The following is a 17,291-nucleotide window of genomic DNA, read 5'->3' on the forward strand; positions in this document are numbered from 1 at the left end:
GTAGGCGTTTCTAGGCGTGTTGACACCCTCGGTTACCCGCCAGTAGCAAACTGGCGACAAAGGGGTCGCCGCAGCATACCGTGTGAGCTTCTCAGGCTGACACGGCGCGTTGGTCCAACGGCGCGAGCAGGTCGATGACATCGATGACCGCCGCGCGGGCAACGGTCCGCGGGCCCTGGCGATCATCGACCAGGGCCGCCATCACCGCCCCGTCGACGAGGCAGACCAGGGCGTATGCCATCTCCACCCGGGCGACCCGCCCGGAACGTTCGACGGCTTCGGTGACGGCGTCGGACCGCTGGTGCAGGATGCGGCGCTGGATTTCGCGCAGGGCGGGCTGCCGGGCGCAGATGATGGACCGCTCATACCGGGAGATGAGCTGCTCGGTGAGTTGCGGGCCGTTGCCCGGGTTCTCTTGCGACCCCACCAACAGATCCACCAGCATGTCAGCGGTGGTCTCGGCGCTACGCCGCCGCCGCGACAGCCCGGCGATGCGGGCGCGCAACTGGGCGACCTCCAACATCCCGATATGTTCGACCGCACTGGCGATCAGGTCGTCCAGGGAGGAGAAGTAGTAGGTAGTCGACGCCAAGGGGAGACCTGCGCGCTGCGCCACCGCGCGGTGCCGCACCGCCTCGAACCCGCCCTCACGTAAGAGCTCGGCGGCCGCGCTGATCAGCGCATACCGCCGGCGCTCCCCCTTGGGCGTGACCGCTGTCATCACGCCTAGAGATGCTGCCAGCACAGCTATCGCCGCATCATGGGTTTCCGCCTTTTCGCACAAACGGCCCCCGCTGGCATGATGACCGCCATGCCGGAGTTGAGCCGACGGGCGGCGCTGCGCCTCGGGGCGGCGGTGGGGGCTTTCTCTTCCTGGGGAGCGGGCGAGCTGCTCAGCGCTCGGCCCGCGCGGGCCACCCCGGCGCTTCCAACGATGACAACCGGCTCATTCCCGTCTGCGGCGCGCGGCGGCATCACCACCAACTGGGCGATCGCCCGTCCACCGGGACAGACCGAGCCACTGCGTCCGCTGATCGCGTTGCACGGCAAAGGCAGCGACGCCGCGACGGTGATGGCCGGCGGCGTGGAGCAGGGACTGGCCGAGGCGGTCGCGGCCGGGCTGCCGCCGTTCGCGGTGGTGGCCGTCGACGGCGGCGGCAGCTACTGGCACCGGCGCGCCACCGGGGAGGACTCCGGCGCGATGGTGACCGACGAGTTGCTGCCGCTGCTGGCCGACCAGGGCCTGGACACGTCCCGGGTAGCGTTCATCGGCTGGTCGATGGGCGGATATGGCGCACTGCTGCTCGGGGGCCGCCTCGGTGCACGCCGGACGGCGGCGATCTGCGCAGTAAGCCCGGCACTGTGGCTGTCGCCCGGCGCCACCGCACCCGGGGCGTTCGACGGCGCGACGGACTTCGCAGCTAACTCGGTCTTCGGGATGCCGGCTCACGCGTCGATCCCGATCCGGGTGGACTGTGGAACCTCTGATCCGTTCTCGTCGGCGACCCAGGCCTTCATCGATCAGCTGCCCCATCCTCCGGCAGGCGGGTTCTCCCCCGGCGGCCACGATGGGTCGTTCTGGAGTGCCCAACTTCCGGCCGAGTTGACCTGGATCGCCCCACTCCTGGCGGCCTGAGCCCCGAGTCCACCTGAATTGGGCATTTCTCAGGTTACGGAGTCAAGAACGCCTGTCGGGGTTCCGTAATCCAGTCGAACCGTCCCGTGAATTCGCCAATCAGTCCGCAATTCCGCCGCATTTTCCGGTCTTTTGGAGTCATTTGGCCGGTTTACTGGTGGCAAATCCCTTGTGTGACGAAGAACACTCGGCGTAAATTCGCAAGCGTACTCATAAGTAACTCACCTGTTTCTGGGCCCGGCACGAACAGATTGGAAGACTGTGATGACGAATCGACGGATGCAGGCGGTCGCTGTTGCCGCCACCGCGGGTGGCGGACTCCTGACTGCAGCATTCCTGCAAGCCGCAGTCGCTACCGCCGCGCCCGGTGCGGACGCCTTCACCATCGACGGCACCACCTTCGACCCCTTCACCACCGACAGCACCGGCACCCAGACCGAGGGCTTCGACCTGGTGGGACCACTCAACCTGGCTCCGCCGCTGCTGGGGCTCGGTGGCGGCAAGGCTCTCGGCATCCTGAACCTCGCCCCGCAGAGCTTCGATCTCTACAACGGAACCACGTCGCTCGGCACCGTCGACACCAACGAGACCGTCTCGACCCTGCTTGGCCTGCACAACACCGCGTTCACCGTGCTGAGCAGCACCGCCGCCGACGGCGTCGACGCCTCGCAGCTACCGGTGGAGGGAACGGTCTACGACGTGCTCAACCTGGGCGGCGGCTTCTACAACGTCTACGTCGCGACCCCCGGCGAGCACGGAACCGTCACCGACACGCTGGTGACCCCGTTCGGCAACACCGATCTGAGCGCGCTGTTCGCCGGCATGAACGCCGCCAACCCGCTGCAGCCCGGCGACGCCTTCGCCGCGCTGCAGGCCGGCGACAGCAGCATCGGCGACGACGCCTTCACTATCGGCGGCTTCACCTTCAACCCGTTCAGCACCGGGACCGACGGCACCGTGACCGACGGTTTCACCCCGGTGGACTCCCTCGCCAGCATCCCGCCGCTGTTGAACCTCGGCGGCGGCCAATTGACCCTCAGTACGTCGTTCCCCGAGGCCCAGCCGCAAGCCTTCGCTCCCCAAGACTTCGAGGTCTACAGCGGCACCGGATCGGAGGCCACCGAGCTCGGCAGCGTCAAGACGGCGGTGGACGTGACGAACCTGTTGGGCATGACCAACACGCAGTTCATCGTCCAGGGTGTCACCGCGGCCGACGGGGTGGACGCCGAAAAGCTGCCGGTGCTGGGATCGGTCTACGACGCGTTCAACCTCGGCAACGGCTGGGCCAACGTCTACACCGCCACCCCGGACGTCGTCGCCGAAGACGGCACCGTCACGCACGGCACCGTTCACGACACCCTGGTGACCCCGTTCGGCAACATCGACCTGAGTTCGCTGTTCGGCGGCTTCAACGCCGCCAACCCGCTCGACCCGGGCGACGCCTTCACCGGCCTGCATGTGGCCGACAGCAGCCTGGGCGACGACGCCTTCAGCCTGGGAGGCTACGTCTTCGACCCGTTCACCGGGTCGGGTGACACCATGACCGAGGGCTTCCACGTCATCCCGGCGCTGCTCGGCGCCGCGCCGCTGCTGAGCCTCGGCGGCGCCACCGTCGGTCTCGGTGACTCCACGCCGATCAACTTTGCGCCGCAAGACTTCACCATCTACGGCGGGACCGACGACGCCGACCTCGGAACCATCAGGGCCAGCGTGAACGTCTCGAATCTGGTGGGGTTTGCCAACACCGAGTTCACCGTCCAAAGCATCACGGCCGCAGGCGGTGTGGAGGACGCGTTGCTGCCGGCGAAGGGAACGGTCTACGACGTCCTCAACTTCGGCGGCGGTTGGCAGAACATCTACATCGCCACCCCCGGCGAAGACGGCACCATCACCGACACCCTGGTCACCCCGTTCGGCAACGTCGACCTGAGTTCGCTGTTCGACATGTTCAACGCAGCCAACCCGCTCGACCCGGGCGACGCCTTCACCGGTCTCGACGAGGCAATGTCAACGGCCGCAGGCAGTTTCGACCTCTTCGACCCGAGCAGCTGGTTCTGACGTTCGGTCCCCGCTAACAGATTGAAAGGTATGTGTCGATGAATCGACGTGTCCAAGCGGCCGCCGTTGCCGCCACAGCCGGTGGCGGGCTGCTGACCGCAGCGTTTCTGCACGCGGCGGTCGCGGTCGCTGACAGCGGATCCAACGCCGGCTTCACCATCGGCGATATCAGCTTCACCGACCCGGTGGCGATCGACGCGCTGACCGGCACGCAGACCGACGGGTATGAAGCCCTCACCCCGATGTTCGCCAACGCCCCGCTGCTCTCGCTCGGCAGCGACAGCCTGCTGGGTCTCTTCAGCCTCGGGTCGCAGCAGTTCACCATCGAGGACAGCAGCGGTGAAACGCTCGGCACCTTGCTGACCTCGACCAACGTTCAGAATCTCCTGGGCATCGTCACCGCGCAGTTCACCGTCACCAGCAGCACTGCGGCCGACGGCCTGACCGCCGCTCAAGCCGCCGAGCTGCCCACCGACGGCACGGTGTACAGCATCACCAACTTCGGCGGCGGATTCGCGAACGTCTACGTGGCCGTGCCCAACGCCGACGGCACGGCCGCGTCCAGCATCACCAACACGTTCGTGACTCCGTTCGGCAACTTCGACCTACCGACCCCCTATGACGCCATCGCACCGCTGGACCCGGGCGCCCCCCTGGAGGCCCTCGGCAACACGTCGGGCGTCAGCGGGCTCAGCGACAACGCGTTCACCATCGGCGGCACCACCTTCGACCCGGGCGGCGACGGCATCGACCTCCCGACACGGCTGTCCTTGTCCAGCTTTGCGCCGCTGCTGAGTTTGCAAGCCAGCGCCATCAATATCTCCGGTGGCGGCCTGGAAGGTACCCAAGCGGATCAGGAATTCACGGTGTACGCCAACGGCGCCGACGCCGGCACCATCCACAGCTTTCTCTGGTACTCCGACGTGCTGGGGATCGACAGCACACAGTTCACCGTCGGCGCCATCGCCCCGGCCAGCTCCGCACTCGAAAGCGCCCTGGCCGCCAACCTCGACTTCAGCGGTGCCGATTTCACCGCAGAAGACCTGGCGAATGCCTTAGCCGCCAACAGCGCGGTCCTGCACTACGGCACCGGCGAGATCACCAGCAATGACGTTCTCGTCTCTCTTCTGCCCAGCGACCTCAACCTCGCCGGCAGCGGCATCACCAACGATGAAATCGCCAGCGTGCTCAACAACATCAGCCTTGCCGACCTGCCCACCGTCGGGACGGTCTACAGCGTCACCGACCTCGGCGGTGGCTTCGCCAACGTCTACGAAGCCGCCCCGGGAACCGACGGCGCGCCGGCCACCATCACCGACACCTTGGTCACCCCGTTCGGCAACCTCAATATTCCGACGACCTTTGACGCGACCGCACCGCTGGATCCGGCTGCGCCGCTGGGGGCACTCGCCGCGACGTCTGACAGCGCCGCCCTGAGCGACAACGCGTTCACCATCGGCGGCACCACCTTCGACCCGGGCGCCGACGGGTTCAGCACCGATGCCAGCTATCCGCTGTTCGGTATCGCACCGCTGCTGCAGATTGCCGGCGTCAACGCACTGGGGGCATTCCTGCCTACCCAGGACGGCATCTCGGTGTACGACGACAGCGGTGCCGCCCTGGGCACGGTCAGTTTCGGCGAGAACATGTCGAACATTCTTGGGATCGAGACCACTCAGTTCACCGTCACCTCGGTCGACGCCGCCTCCGGTCTGAGCGACGCGCAGCTTGCCGACCTGCCGACGCTGGGCACGGTCTACAGCGTCACCGACCTCTGGGGCTTCACCAACGTCTACGAGGCCATCCCGAACGCCGACGGCACGGGCGCAGCGAGCATCACCGACACGTTGATCACGCCGTTCGGCAACATCGACCTGTCGAGCATGTTCAGCATGTTCGATGCCGTCGCACCGCTTGACGCGGGCGATGCGGTGTCGGGCATCGACGTCGCCGGCGCCGCCGCGGCCAGCTTCGACCTCTTCGACCCGGGCACCTGGTTCTGACCGGGACGCCCGGGGCGGTTACTGGCAGAGCTTGCCCAGTTCCGCGATCCGCGCGTCGAGATCGCGCCCCAGCTGCTCCCGATCCGAATTAGGTTGCCCGACAAGGTAACTGAGGTTCAGGTGCTCAAGTTCGCTGGCCATCGCGCGGGCAGCGTTCACGACCTCGTGCGGAGCGGCCGGGTTGGCTTCCAGCCGGCCCCGCAGGTATGCGGCACCCGCAGTCAGCGACAACCGCGCGTTGGCGGCCACCGCGAGTTGGGCAACCGGGTTCTGGGGGTCCGGGTTCTTCAGGTGCATATTGTTGGCCACCGCCTGACGCGCGAGGACTGCTGCGGCGCACACGTCCTTTGTCGCCTCGTGGGCATGCTGGCCGGACTTGGCCGACGTTCCGGTTCCCGGGTGCCACCAGGTGGCCACCGCCGCACCGCCGAGGGCCCCGGCGACCAGCGCCACCGCCGCCGCCGTCGCCAACGGCCGCCAGCCCGATCTCACCGGCGCCTTGTCCGATGGTCTTTTCGCTTTGCCCGCCGGGCTTTTCGCAACTTCCGCGTGGTCGGTCGAGGTTTCCTGGGGGGCCGACTCCACGGAGTCCGGCTGGCTTTCGTCAGACATACTGAGCAATCCTACCGTCGGCGTGGCCGTCACGGCCGGGGTCGGTGTGGCCGGTTAGATCCGAATCTTGCCTTCGGCGGCGGCCAATCCGATATCGGTGCGGAAGTGGCTTCCTGGCAAGCGAATCGAGCCGAGCGTCCGGTAGGCGGCCGCGCGAGCCGCGGCCAGGTCGTCGCCGGTGCCCACCACCGACAGCACCCGGCCGCCGGAGGACACCACCGCCCCGTCGTCGCGGTGGGTGGTCCCGGCGTGCAACACGTCGTCGCCGTCGGCGCCCACGATCACGTCGCCGACCCGAGGCCGGCCCGGATAGTTCTCGGCGGCCAGCACGACGGTGACCGCCGCGCCGTCTCGCCAGCGCAGCGCACCGAATTCACCGAGTCCGCCGGTGGCCGCGGCGTACAGCAACTGCCCCAGCGGCGACTCCAACAGGGCCAGCACCGCCTGGGTCTCCGGGTCGCCGAAGCGACAGTTGAATTCCACCACCGCCGGCCCGGTCGACGTCATCGCCAGACCGGCGTACAGCAGCCCGGCGAACCGGCTGCCCCGGCGCACCAGTTCGGCCGCGACCGGCTTGACGATGTCGGCGACGATGCCCGCCGCGGCCTCCCGGGACAGCCACGGCAGCGGGGCATAGGCCCCCATACCGCCGGTGTTGGGGCCGCTGTCGCCGTCGCCGACGCGTTTGAAGTCCTGTGCCGGCAACAACGGCACCACGGTCTCGCCGTCGACAACGCAGAACAGCGAGAGTTCGGGCCCATCGAGAAATGATTCCAGCAGCACCGGGTGCCCGGCATCGAGCAGCCCGGCAGCGTGGGCGCGTGCCGCAGCCCGATCGGGAGTCACCACCACGCCCTTGCCGGCGGCCAGCCCGTCGTCCTTGACCACCCAGGCCGCCTCGCCGGCGTCCGGGCCGAACCGGCTCAGCGCGGCATCCAGGTCGGCGGGGTTGTCGACGATCTCCGAGCGGGCAGTGCGCACGCCCGCTGCGGCCATCACGTCCTTGGCGAACGCCTTGGAGCCTTCGATGCGGGCGGCGTCTTTCGACGGCCCGAAACAGGCGATGCCGGCGGCACGTACCGCGTCGGCGACGCCCAGCACCAGCGGCACTTCCGGCCCGATCACCACCAGGTCGGCCTCGACCTCGCGGGCCAGGGCGGTGACCGCCGGACCGGAGGTGATGTCGACGTCACGCTGCTCGGCCACCGCCGCGGTGCCGGCGTTGCCGGGGGCGATCACCAGGTGGTCGACCTTCGGATCATTGCGAAGGGCCCGCAGCAAGGCGTGCTCGCGCGCACCGGAACCGATCACCAGAACGCGCACAGGCTCCGCTCCTCACTCGTCATCTTCGCCGCTGACCACGGAGCCTAGTTCAGGCGCATCACCGTCGAGGATGCGGCGGACCTGGTCGGCTTCGGCAGGTAGCCGGTGCACCAGCGCGTTCCAGATGATCTCGTAGTCGATTTGCTCGTACCGGTGGGCGATATTGCGGGTGTACGCTGCGATGTTGGGTTGCGCGACGCCGGAGCGCAGCGCTAACTCGTCCTGGGTCAGTCCCGCCGCAGGGCCTATGTCTCGCACCTCGGCCGTGTCGTCCGTCATATCGTTTGATATGTGTCGGCTACTGGTCTTTCCGCTTACCCGCCACCATGGCGTGCAGGTCGGTGATGGACCACGGCGAAGAGCCGTGGTGATCGCGGTAGCCCAGCACCGCGGGAACGGGACGGTCGAATCGGCCGACGAAGCCCCCGGAGGCCAGGAACACCGATCCGGTCACGCCGGCTGCCAGGTCACTGGCCAGGTAGGCATACAGCGGGGCCACATAGCCGGCCGGCGCCGGGTCCAGCGACGCGGCCATGGTGAACTCGTCCAGCAGGCCCCGGGCGTGCAGGTCGCGGATGTGTTGTTCGTAGTCGGCGCCGGTCGACAGTCGGGTCTTCGCACCGGGGCAGATGACGTTGGCTCGTACGCCGTACTCGGCGAGCTCGGCCGCGATCGCCAGCGTCAACGCGTTGATCGCCCCTTTGCCGGCCGGGTATCCGGTGCCGCCGTAGTCGCCCAGGAAGGCAGCCGAACCGCTGTTGACGATCGACCCGCGTCGCTGCTCAGCCATGATCGGGGCGGCGGCCCGGCAGGTGTGGAAGACCGTGCCGAGGTGAGCGTCGAGCAGTTCGGAGAATTCCGCGCCGGATATCGACAGGATCGAGGAGCCGGGGGGTTCGGCGACCCCGGCGCAATTGATGAGAACGTCGACGCTGCCGTACTCGTCGCGGCAGGCCGCCATGAGCGCCGCGGCGGTCGCCTCGTCGCCGGCGGCGCCGGCCACGCCGATGGCTCGTCCGCCCGAGCCGGTGATCGCCTCGACGGCGCTGTCCACCGCAGCCGGGTCCCGCCCGTTGACCACCACTCCGGCGCCGCACGCCGCCAGAGCTTCGGCGACAGCCCGGCCGATGCCCCGACTGCCCCCGACCACGACGGCTCCCCTTGCGGCGAGCAAGGTTTCGTCGGTCACGGCGTCGAGGTGAAGGCCGCCAGCGCTTCGGCGTTGGCGCCGGCGCCCATGAGCTCGGCGAAGAAGGCGTTCTCCCGCTCGCGGGCGGCCGCCACGTCGGGAAGCGTCGGTGCGGTGATGGCCTGTTTGACCGCCATCAGGCTGGCCAGCGGGCGCGCCGCGAGGATCTCGGCGTGCCGCAGCGCCTGCGGCATCAGGTCTTCAGGCTCGCAGACCTTCCAGACCAGTCCCATCTCGAGGGCCTGCTGGGCGGTGATCCACTCCGAGGACATCAGCAGCCATGCGGCGTTCTGGCGACCCACCAATTGCGGCAGCAGATACGACGACGCCGCCTCGGGCGCGACACCGAGGCTGGTGAACGGGCACATCAGCCGCGCGGTCGCGGACATGAATGCCAAGTCGGCGTATCCGAGAATCGTGGCGCCGATCCCGATGCCGAGTCCGTTGACCGCACAGATCAACGGTTTGGGGAACGCGGCGAGCGCGTCGATCAGCCCCAGGAAGCCGTGTCGGCCCGGGGTGAAATCCGTTGCGGTGACGCGCGCCTGCATCTCCTTGAGGTCGGTGCCGGCGCTGAAGGCCCGCCCGGTGCCGGTGAGCACCACGACCGCCACCTCGGGATCCGCGGCTGCTTGCAGCAGCGCCTCGGTGGTGGCGTCGTAGAGCGCCTCGTTGAAGGCGTTGAGCGCATCGGGCCGGGCCAGCGTCAAGGTCCGCACTCGCCCGGCGGTGGTGATCTCCAGTGTCATGCTGCTCTGGTGCCTCTCACGCGGTGCCGTGTTTGCCGAGCGCGGCGTCGACGTTGGCCTTCTTGTCTTCGGGCTTGCCCGCGGCGGCCGCCTTGCGGCGCTTGGCGATCACCTGTTCGACCACGCCGTTGAGCACCGAACCGAGCGGGAAGCCGACGTAGTGGGTCAAAAAGATCGGCAGCTCGCGCAGCTCGTCCTCGGTCAGTTCGGAGTTGTGCAGCGCGGCATTGACCTGGATCTCGGCCAGGTCTTTGAGTCCGAGGGCGGTCACCACCGACAAGGTCATCAATCGCTTGTCGCGCATGGAGAGTCCGGGTCGGGTCCAGATCCGGCCGAACAGGTGGTCGGCGGTGAGCGCGAAGTAGTCGCCGGGCATGTCCGGCATCTCCCAGGCGTAGACCTCGTTCATCTTGGCCAGGCCGGTGCGGCGCAGTTCGTCCATCAGATCTCTCCTAGTCGTCGGTATGCGGCACGCCCAGGCCGGCGGCGAGTTCGGCCAGCGCCACCTGGGCAAGCGGAAGGTCCACGCCGGTGGCCCGCCCCAGCCCCAGTGCCAGGCTGAGGTCTTTCTCCCCGAGCCCGCGGGTGTGGGTGAACGCGTCGCGCAGGAAGTGGTCTTCGGCCAGGGGTGCCGTCGAGTCGAGCAGCATGATCGCCCCCGGCCCGCCGGTGAGCGCATCGGTGTGCCGCACCACGCGGCCCAGCGCCTGCAGATCCAGCCCGGCTGCTTCGGCCAGTTTCATGGCCTCTCCGGCCGCGGCGTAGCCGGTGAAGGTCAACATGTTGCGCGCCAGCTTCATTCGGGTACCGGCACCGGGCTCACCGGCGTGGATGACCAGCGACGCCCAGCACTTGAACGCCGGCTTGACCTGTTCGTAGACGCTGCGCTCGGCCCCGACCATGGTGGCCAACTGGCCCTGGTCGGCGGCTCCGGCGCCACCGCTGACCGGTGCGTCGATGACGTGGAGACCCTGCGGCTTGAGCTGCTCGGCCAGCTCGGCGGCCGTGGTGTCGGCGATCGTGGAGTGGATCGCGATGACGGTGCCGGGTTTGGCATGAGCCGCCAGTTCGGCGACCACCTCGCGGACCTGGGCGTCGTCGAGCACCGTGACGCTGATGATGTCGGCGCTCGCCCCGACGTCGGCGACGCTGTGGGCGGCGCCAGCCCCGGCCTCGGCGAGCGGCGTCATCGCCTCGGCCCTCAGGTCGAATACCGTTACGCCGCCGGGCCAATCGAGAAGACGCTTGGCCATCGGTGCGCCCATGTTCCCCAGCCCGATGTAGCCGAGGCGGGGTTGCGCATCAGTTGTGTTCATGACCGGATGATCTGTCCGCCGTCGACATTGAAGATCTGCCCGGTGATCCACGATGCCGAATCCGACAGCAGGAACAGGCACATCGGAACCAGGTCTTCGGGCGTGCCCATCCGGGCCAGCGGCAGCTGCTGCACCATCTGCTTGACGATGGCCTGCGGGGTGGTGGTCCGGTTGGCCTCGGTGTCGATCGGGCCGGGCGCGATCGCGTTGATCCGGATGTTGCGCCAGCCCAGTTCGCGGGAGAGCTGCTGGGTCAAGCCGTTGATGCCCACCTTGGCCAGCCCGTAGAAATTCGAGTAGACCCATGCGGCGGTGGAGGACTGGTTGACGATGGCACCGCCACCGCGCTTGGTCATGTGCTCGTAGACCGCGCGGGTACAGATCAGCGCGCCGTCCAGATTCACCCGCATGAACTTCTCGTAGTAGTCCCACGGCACGGTCAGCAGACCGTCGAGCTTCATGCCGCCGAAGATCGCGGCGTTGTTGACCAGATAGTCGATCCCGCCGAACTCGGCCACCGCGGCATCCGCCATGGCCTGCGCCGACTCGGGATCGGAGACGTCGACGCGCACCGCGATCGCCTTGCCGCCGTCGGCGACGATCTGCTTGGCCACGCTCTGCGCACCGTCAGTATTGATGTCGGCGACCACCACCGCGGCCCCCTGCGCGGCCAACGCCTGGGCATATGCCTGGCCGATCCCGCCACCGGAACCGGTGACGATGGCCACCTTGTCGTCGAATTGCCCCATCTGCTGCATCTCCCTTGTTGCTCGTCAGTTCGCCGCTGTCGCAATGGCTTTGATTTCCAGGTACTCCTCGAACCCGGCCACACCCATCTCCCGGCCGTTGCCGGACTGCTTGTATCCGCCGAACGGCATGTCCGCGGAGTACCAGACCCCGCCGTTGACGTTGACGGTGCCGGCACGAAGCCGGGCCGCTACCCGGGCGGCCCGGTCGGCGTCTGCACCGTAGACCGTTGCCGACAACCCGTAGGGCGAGTCGTTGGCGATGCGCACCGCGTCGTCGTCGCCGTCGTGGGCGATCACGGTGAGCACCGGGCCGAAGATCTCTTCGCGGGCCACCCGAGCGTCGTTGGTCAGCCCGGCGATCACGGTGGGTTCGATGAAGAAGCCGGCGGGCTGGTCGGCCGGGCGCCCACCACCGCAGGCGAATTCACCGCCCTCGGCCAGCGCCAGATCCAGGTAGCTTTGCACCCGGTCACGCTGGCGCGCCGAGATGACCGGGCCGCAGACCGTTCCGGGCTTGGTGGGATCACCCGGCTTGATCGAGCCCATGGTGCCGGCGGCGATGGCGACCGCCTCGTCGTAGCGGGCCCGCGGCACCACCAGCCGGGTGGTGATCGCGCAGCCCTGCCCGGCGTGCAGGCAGACCGAGAACCCGGCCACCGAGCAGGCCCCGGCCAGATCGGCATCGTCGAGCACCACGAAGGCGGATTTGCCGCCCAGCTCCAAGAAGACCTTCTTGATGGTCGCGGCCGCATCCGCCATCACGCTGCGGCCGGTGGCCGTTGACCCGGTGAACGAGACCATGTCCACCCGAGGGTCTCCTGCGAGCATCGCACCCAGGGTGTGGTCGGTGGAGGTGACGATGTTGACCACGCCGGGCGGGATGTCGGTGTGCTCGGCGATCAAGTCTCCGAGCACCGCGGCGACCCACGGGGTATCCGGTGCGGGCTTGAGCACTATCGTGTTGCCGGCGGCCAGCGCCGGGCCGAGCTTGGCCAGGTTGATCTGGTGCGGGAAGTTCCACGGGGTGATGGCGCCGACGACGCCGACCGCCTCGCGCACCACCGAGCGCCGGGTGGGAATGCCCAGCGGGGTGGCATGGCCGAGATCCTGGGTCCATTCGTAGCTTTCGGCGGTGTCCGCGGCGAACCCGAGGTCAGCGATCGGGCCTTCGAGCTGCGCGCCGGCGGTGAGCATCCGCGGGGCACCGACCTCGGCGATGGTCAGCTCCCGGAGCTCTTCGACGTGCTCGCGCAGCACGTCACGCAGCTGGCGTATGCAGCGCACCCGCAGCTCGGTGTTGGTCGACCAGTCGGTGTCGTCGAAAGCCCGCCGTGCCGCGTCGATGGCGCGGTCCATGTCGGCGGCGTCCGCGTTGGCCGCCTCGCCGAGCACCTCCTCGGTGGCCGGGTTGACCGTGGCGAAGCCGCCGGCCCCGCCGGAGGTCAGCTTTCCGTCGATGAGCAGTCGGCTCGTGCCGTCAATCAGCGCCATCAGTCACTCCCACGCTTGGTGCCCCGGCCAAATTGGACACTTGTCCGTTATCGCTGGGTGGAACCCTAACCGCAGACTTGCCGGGACCGCAACCCGGAAGGCGAGAAACCGTTCTCCCCCAGCGGACTTGCCTAACCAAACCACCTTCAGTTACGTTGGACAGGTGTCCAGTGAATCGGTGGCAGCCGTCACATCGATGAACGGCGCGCCCCGCAATCGTCGCCAGGAGGAGACCTTCCGCAAAGTGCTGACCGCCGGCGTCGAGATGTTGCGGGAGAAGTCATATGCGGACTTGACCGTCCGCGCGGTCGCCGCACGGGCCAAGGTCGCTCCGGCAACCGCCTACACCTACTTCTCGTCGAAGAACCACCTGATCGCCGAGGTCTACCTGGATCTGGTCCGTCAGGTGCCCTACTTCACCGACGTCAACGAGCCGATGCCGAGTCGGGTCAACCAGGCGCTGCGGCACCTGGCGCTGGTGGTCGCCGACGAGCCCGAGGTCGCCGCGGCCTGCACGGCGGCGCTGCTCAGCGGCAGCGGCGACCCAGCGGTCCGCACGGTGCGCGACCGGATCGGCGCGGAGATCCACCGTCGCATCACCTCGGCGATCGGCCCGGGCGCAGATCCGCGGACCGTCTCGGCTTTGGAGATGACGTTCTTCGGCGCCCTGGTCAATGCCGGCAGCGGCGCCGTCACCTACCACCAGATCACCGATCGGCTGGCCTACGTGGTCAGCCTGATCCTCGAAGCAGGAGCATCGCGATGAGTCTTCAGACCGCGCCGCCGGTCCTCAACCCCTACGACTACGACTTCCATGAGGACCCGTTCCCGTACTACCGGCGGCTACGCGACGAAGCCCCGGTGTATCACAACGAAGAGCTGAACTTCTGGGCGATCTCGCGGCACACCGATGTGCTGCACGGGTTCCGCAACAGCGAGGCGCTGTCCAACCGCGACGGTGTCTCACTGGACCCGGTCTCCCGCGGCCCACATGCCCAGCTGGTGATGTCGTTTCTGGCGATGGACGATCCGCAGCATCTGCGGCTTCGCACCCTGGTGTCCAAGGGCTTCACCCCGCGCCGGATCCGCGAGCTCGAACCGCAGGTGGTGCGGCTGGCGCGTCAGCATCTCGACGCCGCGATCCAGCCCGGCTCCGACGGCACCTGTTCGTTCGACTTCATCAACGATTTCGCCGGCAAGCTGCCGATGGACGTCATCTCCGAGCTGATGGGGGTTCCCGAGGCCGACCGGGCGCGGATCCGGGAACTCGCCGATGGGGTGCTGCACCGCGAGGACGGGGTGACCGACGTCCCGCCGTCGGCGATTCAGGCGTCGGTGGATCTGATGACCTACTACACCGAGATGATCGCCGACTTCAAGAAGAACCCGGCCGACAATCTGACCTCGGCGCTGCTGGAGACCGAGGTCGACGGGGACCGCTTGGGCGACCAGGAGATCCTGGCGTTCCTGTTCCTGATGGTGATCGCCGGCAACGAGACCACCACCAAGCTGCTGGGCAGCTCGGTCTACTGGGGCCACCGCAACCGCGACCAGCTGGCTTTGGTGTTCGCCGACCGCTCCCGGATCCCGCTGTGGGTGGAGGAGACGCTGCGCTATGACACGCCCAGCCAGATCCTGGCACGCACCGCCGCGCAGGATTACACCCTGCACGGCACCACCATCCCCGCTGATTCGGTGGTACTGCTGTTGCCCGGCTCCGGAAACCGCGACGAACGGGTCTTCGACGACCCCGACGAATTCCGGATCGGCCGCGACATCGGCTCCAAGCTGCTCAGTTTCGGCAGCGGCGCCCACTTCTGCCTCGGAGCGCACCTGGCCCGGATGGAGGCCCGGGTGGCGCTCGAGGAACTGCTCAACCGGATCAGTGACTACCAGGTCGATGAGGCCAACGCCGTGCGGGTGCATTCCTCCAACGTGCGGGGCTTCGCCGACCTCCCGATCACCATCAAGGAGGCGTAAATGCCACGTTTCGATCCACCTCCGGCCCGCCGGCCCGCCATCGTCGCCGGCGCGTCTTCCGGTATCGGTGCGGCCACCGCGGAAGAGCTGGCGAGCCGCGGATTCCCGGTGGCGCTCGGTGCCCGACGCACCGACAAACTCGCCGATCTGGTCGCCAAGATCCGCGACGACGGCGGTGAAGCGGTTGCGTTCCCGCTGGATGTCACCGACGCCGATTCCGTCAAATCGTTTGTGGCGCAGAGTATCGAGGCTCTCGGTGAGATCGAGCTGCTGGTCTCGGGCGCCGGCGACATGTTCCCGGGCCGTATCCACGAGATGAGCACCGAGGCGTTCAACGACCAGATCCAGGTTCACCTGATCGGCGCCAACCGGCTCGCCACCGCAGTGGTGCCCGACATGGTGGCCCGCCGCCGCGGCGACGTGATCTTCGTCGGCTCCGATGTCGCACTGCAGCAGCGCCCACACATGGGCGCCTACGGCGCTGCCAAATCCGCGCTGGTTGCCATGGTGAACAACATGCGGATGGAGTTGGAGGGCACCGGGGTTCGGGCTTCAATCGTGCACCCCGGTCCGACTCTGACCGAGATGGGCTGGAAGCTGTCGGCCGAGCAGGTGGGGCCGATGCTGGAGGACTGGGCCAAGTGGGGACAGGCTCGGCACAGCTACTTTCTTCGGCCACAAGACCTGGCTCGCGCCATCGCGTTCGTCGCCGAAACTCCTCGCGGCGCACACATCGTCGACATGGAGGTGCAGCCGGAGGCCCCGCTGCACGACACCGCCTCCGACCGCCAGCACCTGCAATTGGGCGAGGAAGGAATGCCGAAATCATGACCGTCACGACTAAGGTTCCGCGGGTCTCCGGTGGTGAAGCCGAGCACGGCCACCTCGAAGAGTTCCGCACCGACCCGATCGGCTTGATGCAGCGGGTCCGCGACGAATGCGGAGATGTCGGCTGGTTCGATCTGGCCGGCCGCAAAGTGGTGCTGCTCACCGGCGCCGAAGCCAACGAGTTCTTCTTTCGATCCACCGACGACGAACTCGACCAGGCCGCCGCCTACCCGTTCATGACGCCGATCTTCGGCAACGGCGTGGTATTCGACGCGCCACCGGAACGGCGCGCGGAGATGCTGCACAACACCGCCCTTCGCGGCGACCACATGAAGAGCCACGCCAGCACCATCGAGCACGAAGTGCGCCAGATGATCGCCGACTGGGGCGACGAAGGCGAGATCGACTTACTGGAGTTCTTCGCCGAGCTGACCATCTACACCTCGACGGCCTGCCTGATCGGGCGAAAGTTCCGCGAGGAACTCGACCACCGGTTCGCCGAGCTGTACTACGAACTCGAACGCGGTACCGACCCGCTGTGCTACGTCGACCCGTACCTGCCGATCGAGAGCTTCCGGCGCCGTGACGAGGCCCGCGTCAAGCTGGTCGAACTGGTGCAGGGCATCATGAACGGCCGGATCGCCAATCCGGAGACCGACAAGAAGCGCCGCGACATGATCGATGTCATGGTCTCGATCCCCGACGAGGACGGCAACCCGCGGTTCTCCGCCGATGAGATCACCGGGATCATCATCTCGATCATGTTCGCCGGGCACCACACCAGCTCCGGAACCTCGGCGTGGACACTGATCGAGATGCTGCGCCACCCCGACGCCCTCGCCGCGGTGCAAAAGGAGCTCGACGAGCTCTACGCCGACGGCGGTGAGGTGAGTTTCCATGCCCTGCGCCAGATTCCGAATCTGGAGAACGTGCTCAAGGAGACTCTGCGACTGCACCCGCCGCTGATCATCCTGATGCGCATGGCCAAAGGCGAGTTCGAGGTCTGCGGCTACCCGATCCACTCCGGCGACATGGTGGCGGCCTCACCGGCGGTCTCCAACCGGATCCCGGAATCGTTCCCGGAGCCGAACGAGTTCGTGCCGGAACGCTACAACGAGCCGCGTGAGGAAGACGTCATCCACCGCTGGACCTGGATTCCGTTCGGGGCCGGCCGGCACCGTTGTGTGGGCGCGGCGTTCGCCACCATGCAGATCAAGGCGATCTTCTCGGTTCTGCTGCGCGAGTATGACTTCGAGATGTCGCAGCCACCGGAGACCTACCGCAACGACCATTCCAAGATGGTGGTGCAGCTGGCCCGGCCGGCCAAGGTGCGCTACCGCCGCCGTAGCGCATAAGG

At 67.7% G+C, this 17,291-nt stretch carries 17 protein-coding genes; 7 read left to right on the top strand and 10 right to left on the bottom strand.

Annotated features, from left to right (window positions below):
* Positions 1 to 91: 91 nt before the first annotated feature.
* Positions 92 to 721 carry a TetR/AcrR family transcriptional regulator gene (locus A5694_RS20095; protein WP_064924069.1) on the bottom strand — a complete coding sequence of 210 codons (630 nt, stop codon included), beginning with the start codon at positions 719 to 721 and terminating at the stop codon, positions 92 to 94.
* A 78-nt stretch (positions 722 to 799) separates the two neighbouring features.
* Between A5694_RS20095 and A5694_RS20100 the strand changes: the two genes are divergently transcribed.
* The 3 genes from A5694_RS20100 to A5694_RS20110 all read left to right on the top strand — a co-directional run bounded on the left by A5694_RS20100 (position 800) and on the right by A5694_RS20110 (position 5,697).
* Positions 800 to 1,636 (top strand): alpha/beta hydrolase-fold protein, encoded by an 837-nt coding sequence (locus A5694_RS20100; RefSeq protein WP_064924070.1) that lies wholly within the window; start codon positions 800 to 802, stop codon positions 1,634 to 1,636.
* 264 nt (positions 1,637 to 1,900) lie between these two features.
* Positions 1,901 to 3,694, top strand: coding sequence for a hypothetical protein (locus tag A5694_RS20105; protein WP_125224806.1), 1,794 nt, complete (start codon positions 1,901 to 1,903; stop codon positions 3,692 to 3,694).
* A 38-nt stretch (positions 3,695 to 3,732) separates the two neighbouring features.
* On the top strand, positions 3,733 to 5,697 hold the full coding sequence (locus A5694_RS20110) for a hypothetical protein (RefSeq protein ID WP_064924072.1): 1,965 nt from the start codon (positions 3,733 to 3,735) through the stop codon (positions 5,695 to 5,697).
* 18 nt (positions 5,698 to 5,715) lie between these two features.
* Here the strand turns inward: A5694_RS20110 and A5694_RS20115 are convergent, their stop codons facing one another.
* The 9 genes from A5694_RS20115 to A5694_RS20155 are packed head-to-tail and all read right to left on the bottom strand — an operon-like array spanning position 5,716 to position 13,126.
* A complete protein-coding gene (locus A5694_RS20115) occupies positions 5,716 to 6,309 on the bottom strand; it encodes a hypothetical protein (RefSeq protein ID WP_125224805.1) in 594 nt (197 codons plus the stop codon).
* 54 nt (positions 6,310 to 6,363) lie between these two features.
* Positions 6,364 to 7,632, bottom strand: coding sequence for a phosphoribosylamine--glycine ligase (gene purD / locus A5694_RS20120; protein ID WP_064924074.1), 1,269 nt, complete (start codon positions 7,630 to 7,632; stop codon positions 6,364 to 6,366).
* A gap of 12 nt (positions 7,633 to 7,644) precedes the next feature.
* Complete coding sequence (locus A5694_RS20125; protein WP_064924075.1) at positions 7,645 to 7,911, bottom strand: HepT-like ribonuclease domain-containing protein; 267 nt, start codon at positions 7,909 to 7,911, stop codon at positions 7,645 to 7,647.
* A gap of 19 nt (positions 7,912 to 7,930) precedes the next feature.
* Entirely contained in the window at positions 7,931 to 8,821 is an 891-nt protein-coding gene (locus A5694_RS20130; protein WP_064924076.1) for an SDR family NAD(P)-dependent oxidoreductase, read from the bottom strand.
* Positions 8,818 to 9,570: an enoyl-CoA hydratase/isomerase family protein gene (locus A5694_RS20135; RefSeq protein WP_064924077.1), complete on the bottom strand. Its 753-nt coding sequence runs from the start codon at positions 9,568 to 9,570 to the stop codon at positions 8,818 to 8,820. The genes A5694_RS20130 and A5694_RS20135 overlap by 4 nt, the downstream gene beginning before the upstream one ends.
* Before the next feature lie 16 nt (positions 9,571 to 9,586).
* Positions 9,587 to 10,012: a carboxymuconolactone decarboxylase family protein gene (locus A5694_RS20140; protein ID WP_064924078.1), complete on the bottom strand. Its 426-nt coding sequence runs from the start codon at positions 10,010 to 10,012 to the stop codon at positions 9,587 to 9,589.
* A 10-nt stretch (positions 10,013 to 10,022) separates the two neighbouring features.
* Positions 10,023 to 10,886 carry an NAD(P)-dependent oxidoreductase gene (locus tag A5694_RS20145; RefSeq protein ID WP_064924079.1) on the bottom strand — a complete coding sequence of 288 codons (864 nt, stop codon included), beginning with the start codon at positions 10,884 to 10,886 and terminating at the stop codon, positions 10,023 to 10,025.
* Positions 10,883 to 11,635: an SDR family oxidoreductase gene (locus A5694_RS20150; RefSeq protein ID WP_109535776.1), complete on the bottom strand. Its 753-nt coding sequence runs from the start codon at positions 11,633 to 11,635 to the stop codon at positions 10,883 to 10,885. The genes A5694_RS20145 and A5694_RS20150 overlap by 4 nt, the downstream gene beginning before the upstream one ends.
* A 24-nt stretch (positions 11,636 to 11,659) precedes the next feature.
* On the bottom strand, positions 11,660 to 13,126 hold the full coding sequence (locus A5694_RS20155; protein ID WP_064924081.1) for an aldehyde dehydrogenase: 1,467 nt from the start codon (positions 13,124 to 13,126) through the stop codon (positions 11,660 to 11,662).
* Between the two features lie 196 nt (positions 13,127 to 13,322).
* Here A5694_RS20155 and A5694_RS20160 point away from each other — a divergent pair, with 196 nt between their 5' ends.
* Genes A5694_RS20160 through A5694_RS20175 form a run of 4 tightly spaced genes read left to right on the top strand, consistent with a single transcriptional unit; the run spans position 13,323 to position 17,289 of the window.
* Positions 13,323 to 13,892, top strand: coding sequence for a TetR family transcriptional regulator (locus tag A5694_RS20160; protein WP_419179718.1), 570 nt, complete (start codon positions 13,323 to 13,325; stop codon positions 13,890 to 13,892).
* The gene (locus tag A5694_RS20165) at positions 13,889 to 15,106 is read left to right on the top strand and encodes a cytochrome P450 (protein ID WP_064924083.1); all 1,218 of its coding nucleotides are present in this window, start codon (positions 13,889 to 13,891) and stop codon (positions 15,104 to 15,106) included. The genes A5694_RS20160 and A5694_RS20165 overlap by 4 nt, the downstream gene beginning before the upstream one ends.
* A complete protein-coding gene (locus tag A5694_RS20170; protein ID WP_064924084.1) occupies positions 15,107 to 15,937 on the top strand; it encodes an SDR family oxidoreductase in 831 nt (276 codons plus the stop codon).
* On the top strand, positions 15,934 to 17,289 hold the full coding sequence (locus tag A5694_RS20175; RefSeq protein WP_064924085.1) for a cytochrome P450: 1,356 nt from the start codon (positions 15,934 to 15,936) through the stop codon (positions 17,287 to 17,289). The genes A5694_RS20170 and A5694_RS20175 overlap by 4 nt, the downstream gene beginning before the upstream one ends.
* Positions 17,290 to 17,291: the final 2 nt, after the last annotated feature.

This window comes from Mycolicibacter sinensis, from assembly GCF_001667945.1.
Taxonomy (GTDB): Bacteria; Actinomycetota; Actinomycetes; order Mycobacteriales; family Mycobacteriaceae; genus Mycobacterium; species Mycobacterium sinense_B.

What these genes read in the sequence shown, in the direction of transcription:
- A5694_RS20095 (WP_064924069.1), bottom strand. Translation starts at nt 721, where the DNA reads ATGACAGCGGTCACGCCCAAGGGGGAGCGCCGGCGGTATGCGCTGATC.
- A5694_RS20100 (WP_064924070.1), top strand. Translation starts at nt 800, where the DNA reads ATGATGACCGCCATGCCGGAGTTGAGCCGACGGGCGGCGCTGCGCCTC.
- A5694_RS20160 (WP_419179718.1), top strand. Translation starts at nt 13,323, where the DNA reads ATGAACGGCGCGCCCCGCAATCGTCGCCAGGAGGAGACCTTCCGCAAA.
- A5694_RS20110 (WP_064924072.1), top strand. Translation starts at nt 3,733, where the DNA reads ATGAATCGACGTGTCCAAGCGGCCGCCGTTGCCGCCACAGCCGGTGGC.
- A5694_RS20175 (WP_064924085.1), top strand. Translation starts at nt 15,934, where the DNA reads ATGACCGTCACGACTAAGGTTCCGCGGGTCTCCGGTGGTGAAGCCGAG.
- A5694_RS20125 (WP_064924075.1), bottom strand. Translation starts at nt 7,911, where the DNA reads ATGACGGACGACACGGCCGAGGTGCGAGACATAGGCCCTGCGGCGGGA.
- A5694_RS20155 (WP_064924081.1), bottom strand. Translation starts at nt 13,126, where the DNA reads ATGGCGCTGATTGACGGCACGAGCCGACTGCTCATCGACGGAAAGCTG.
- A5694_RS20135 (WP_064924077.1), bottom strand. Translation starts at nt 9,570, where the DNA reads ATGACACTGGAGATCACCACCGCCGGGCGAGTGCGGACCTTGACGCTG.
- A5694_RS20115 (WP_125224805.1), bottom strand. Translation starts at nt 6,309, where the DNA reads ATGTCTGACGAAAGCCAGCCGGACTCCGTGGAGTCGGCCCCCCAGGAA.
- A5694_RS20145 (WP_064924079.1), bottom strand. Translation starts at nt 10,886, where the DNA reads ATGAACACAACTGATGCGCAACCCCGCCTCGGCTACATCGGGCTGGGG.
- A5694_RS20140 (WP_064924078.1), bottom strand. Translation starts at nt 10,012, where the DNA reads ATGGACGAACTGCGCCGCACCGGCCTGGCCAAGATGAACGAGGTCTAC.
- A5694_RS20105 (WP_125224806.1), top strand. Translation starts at nt 1,901, where the DNA reads ATGACGAATCGACGGATGCAGGCGGTCGCTGTTGCCGCCACCGCGGGT.
- A5694_RS20165 (WP_064924083.1), top strand. Translation starts at nt 13,889, where the DNA reads ATGAGTCTTCAGACCGCGCCGCCGGTCCTCAACCCCTACGACTACGAC.
- A5694_RS20150 (WP_109535776.1), bottom strand. Translation starts at nt 11,635, where the DNA reads ATGGGGCAATTCGACGACAAGGTGGCCATCGTCACCGGTTCCGGTGGC.
- A5694_RS20170 (WP_064924084.1), top strand. Translation starts at nt 15,107, where the DNA reads ATGCCACGTTTCGATCCACCTCCGGCCCGCCGGCCCGCCATCGTCGCC.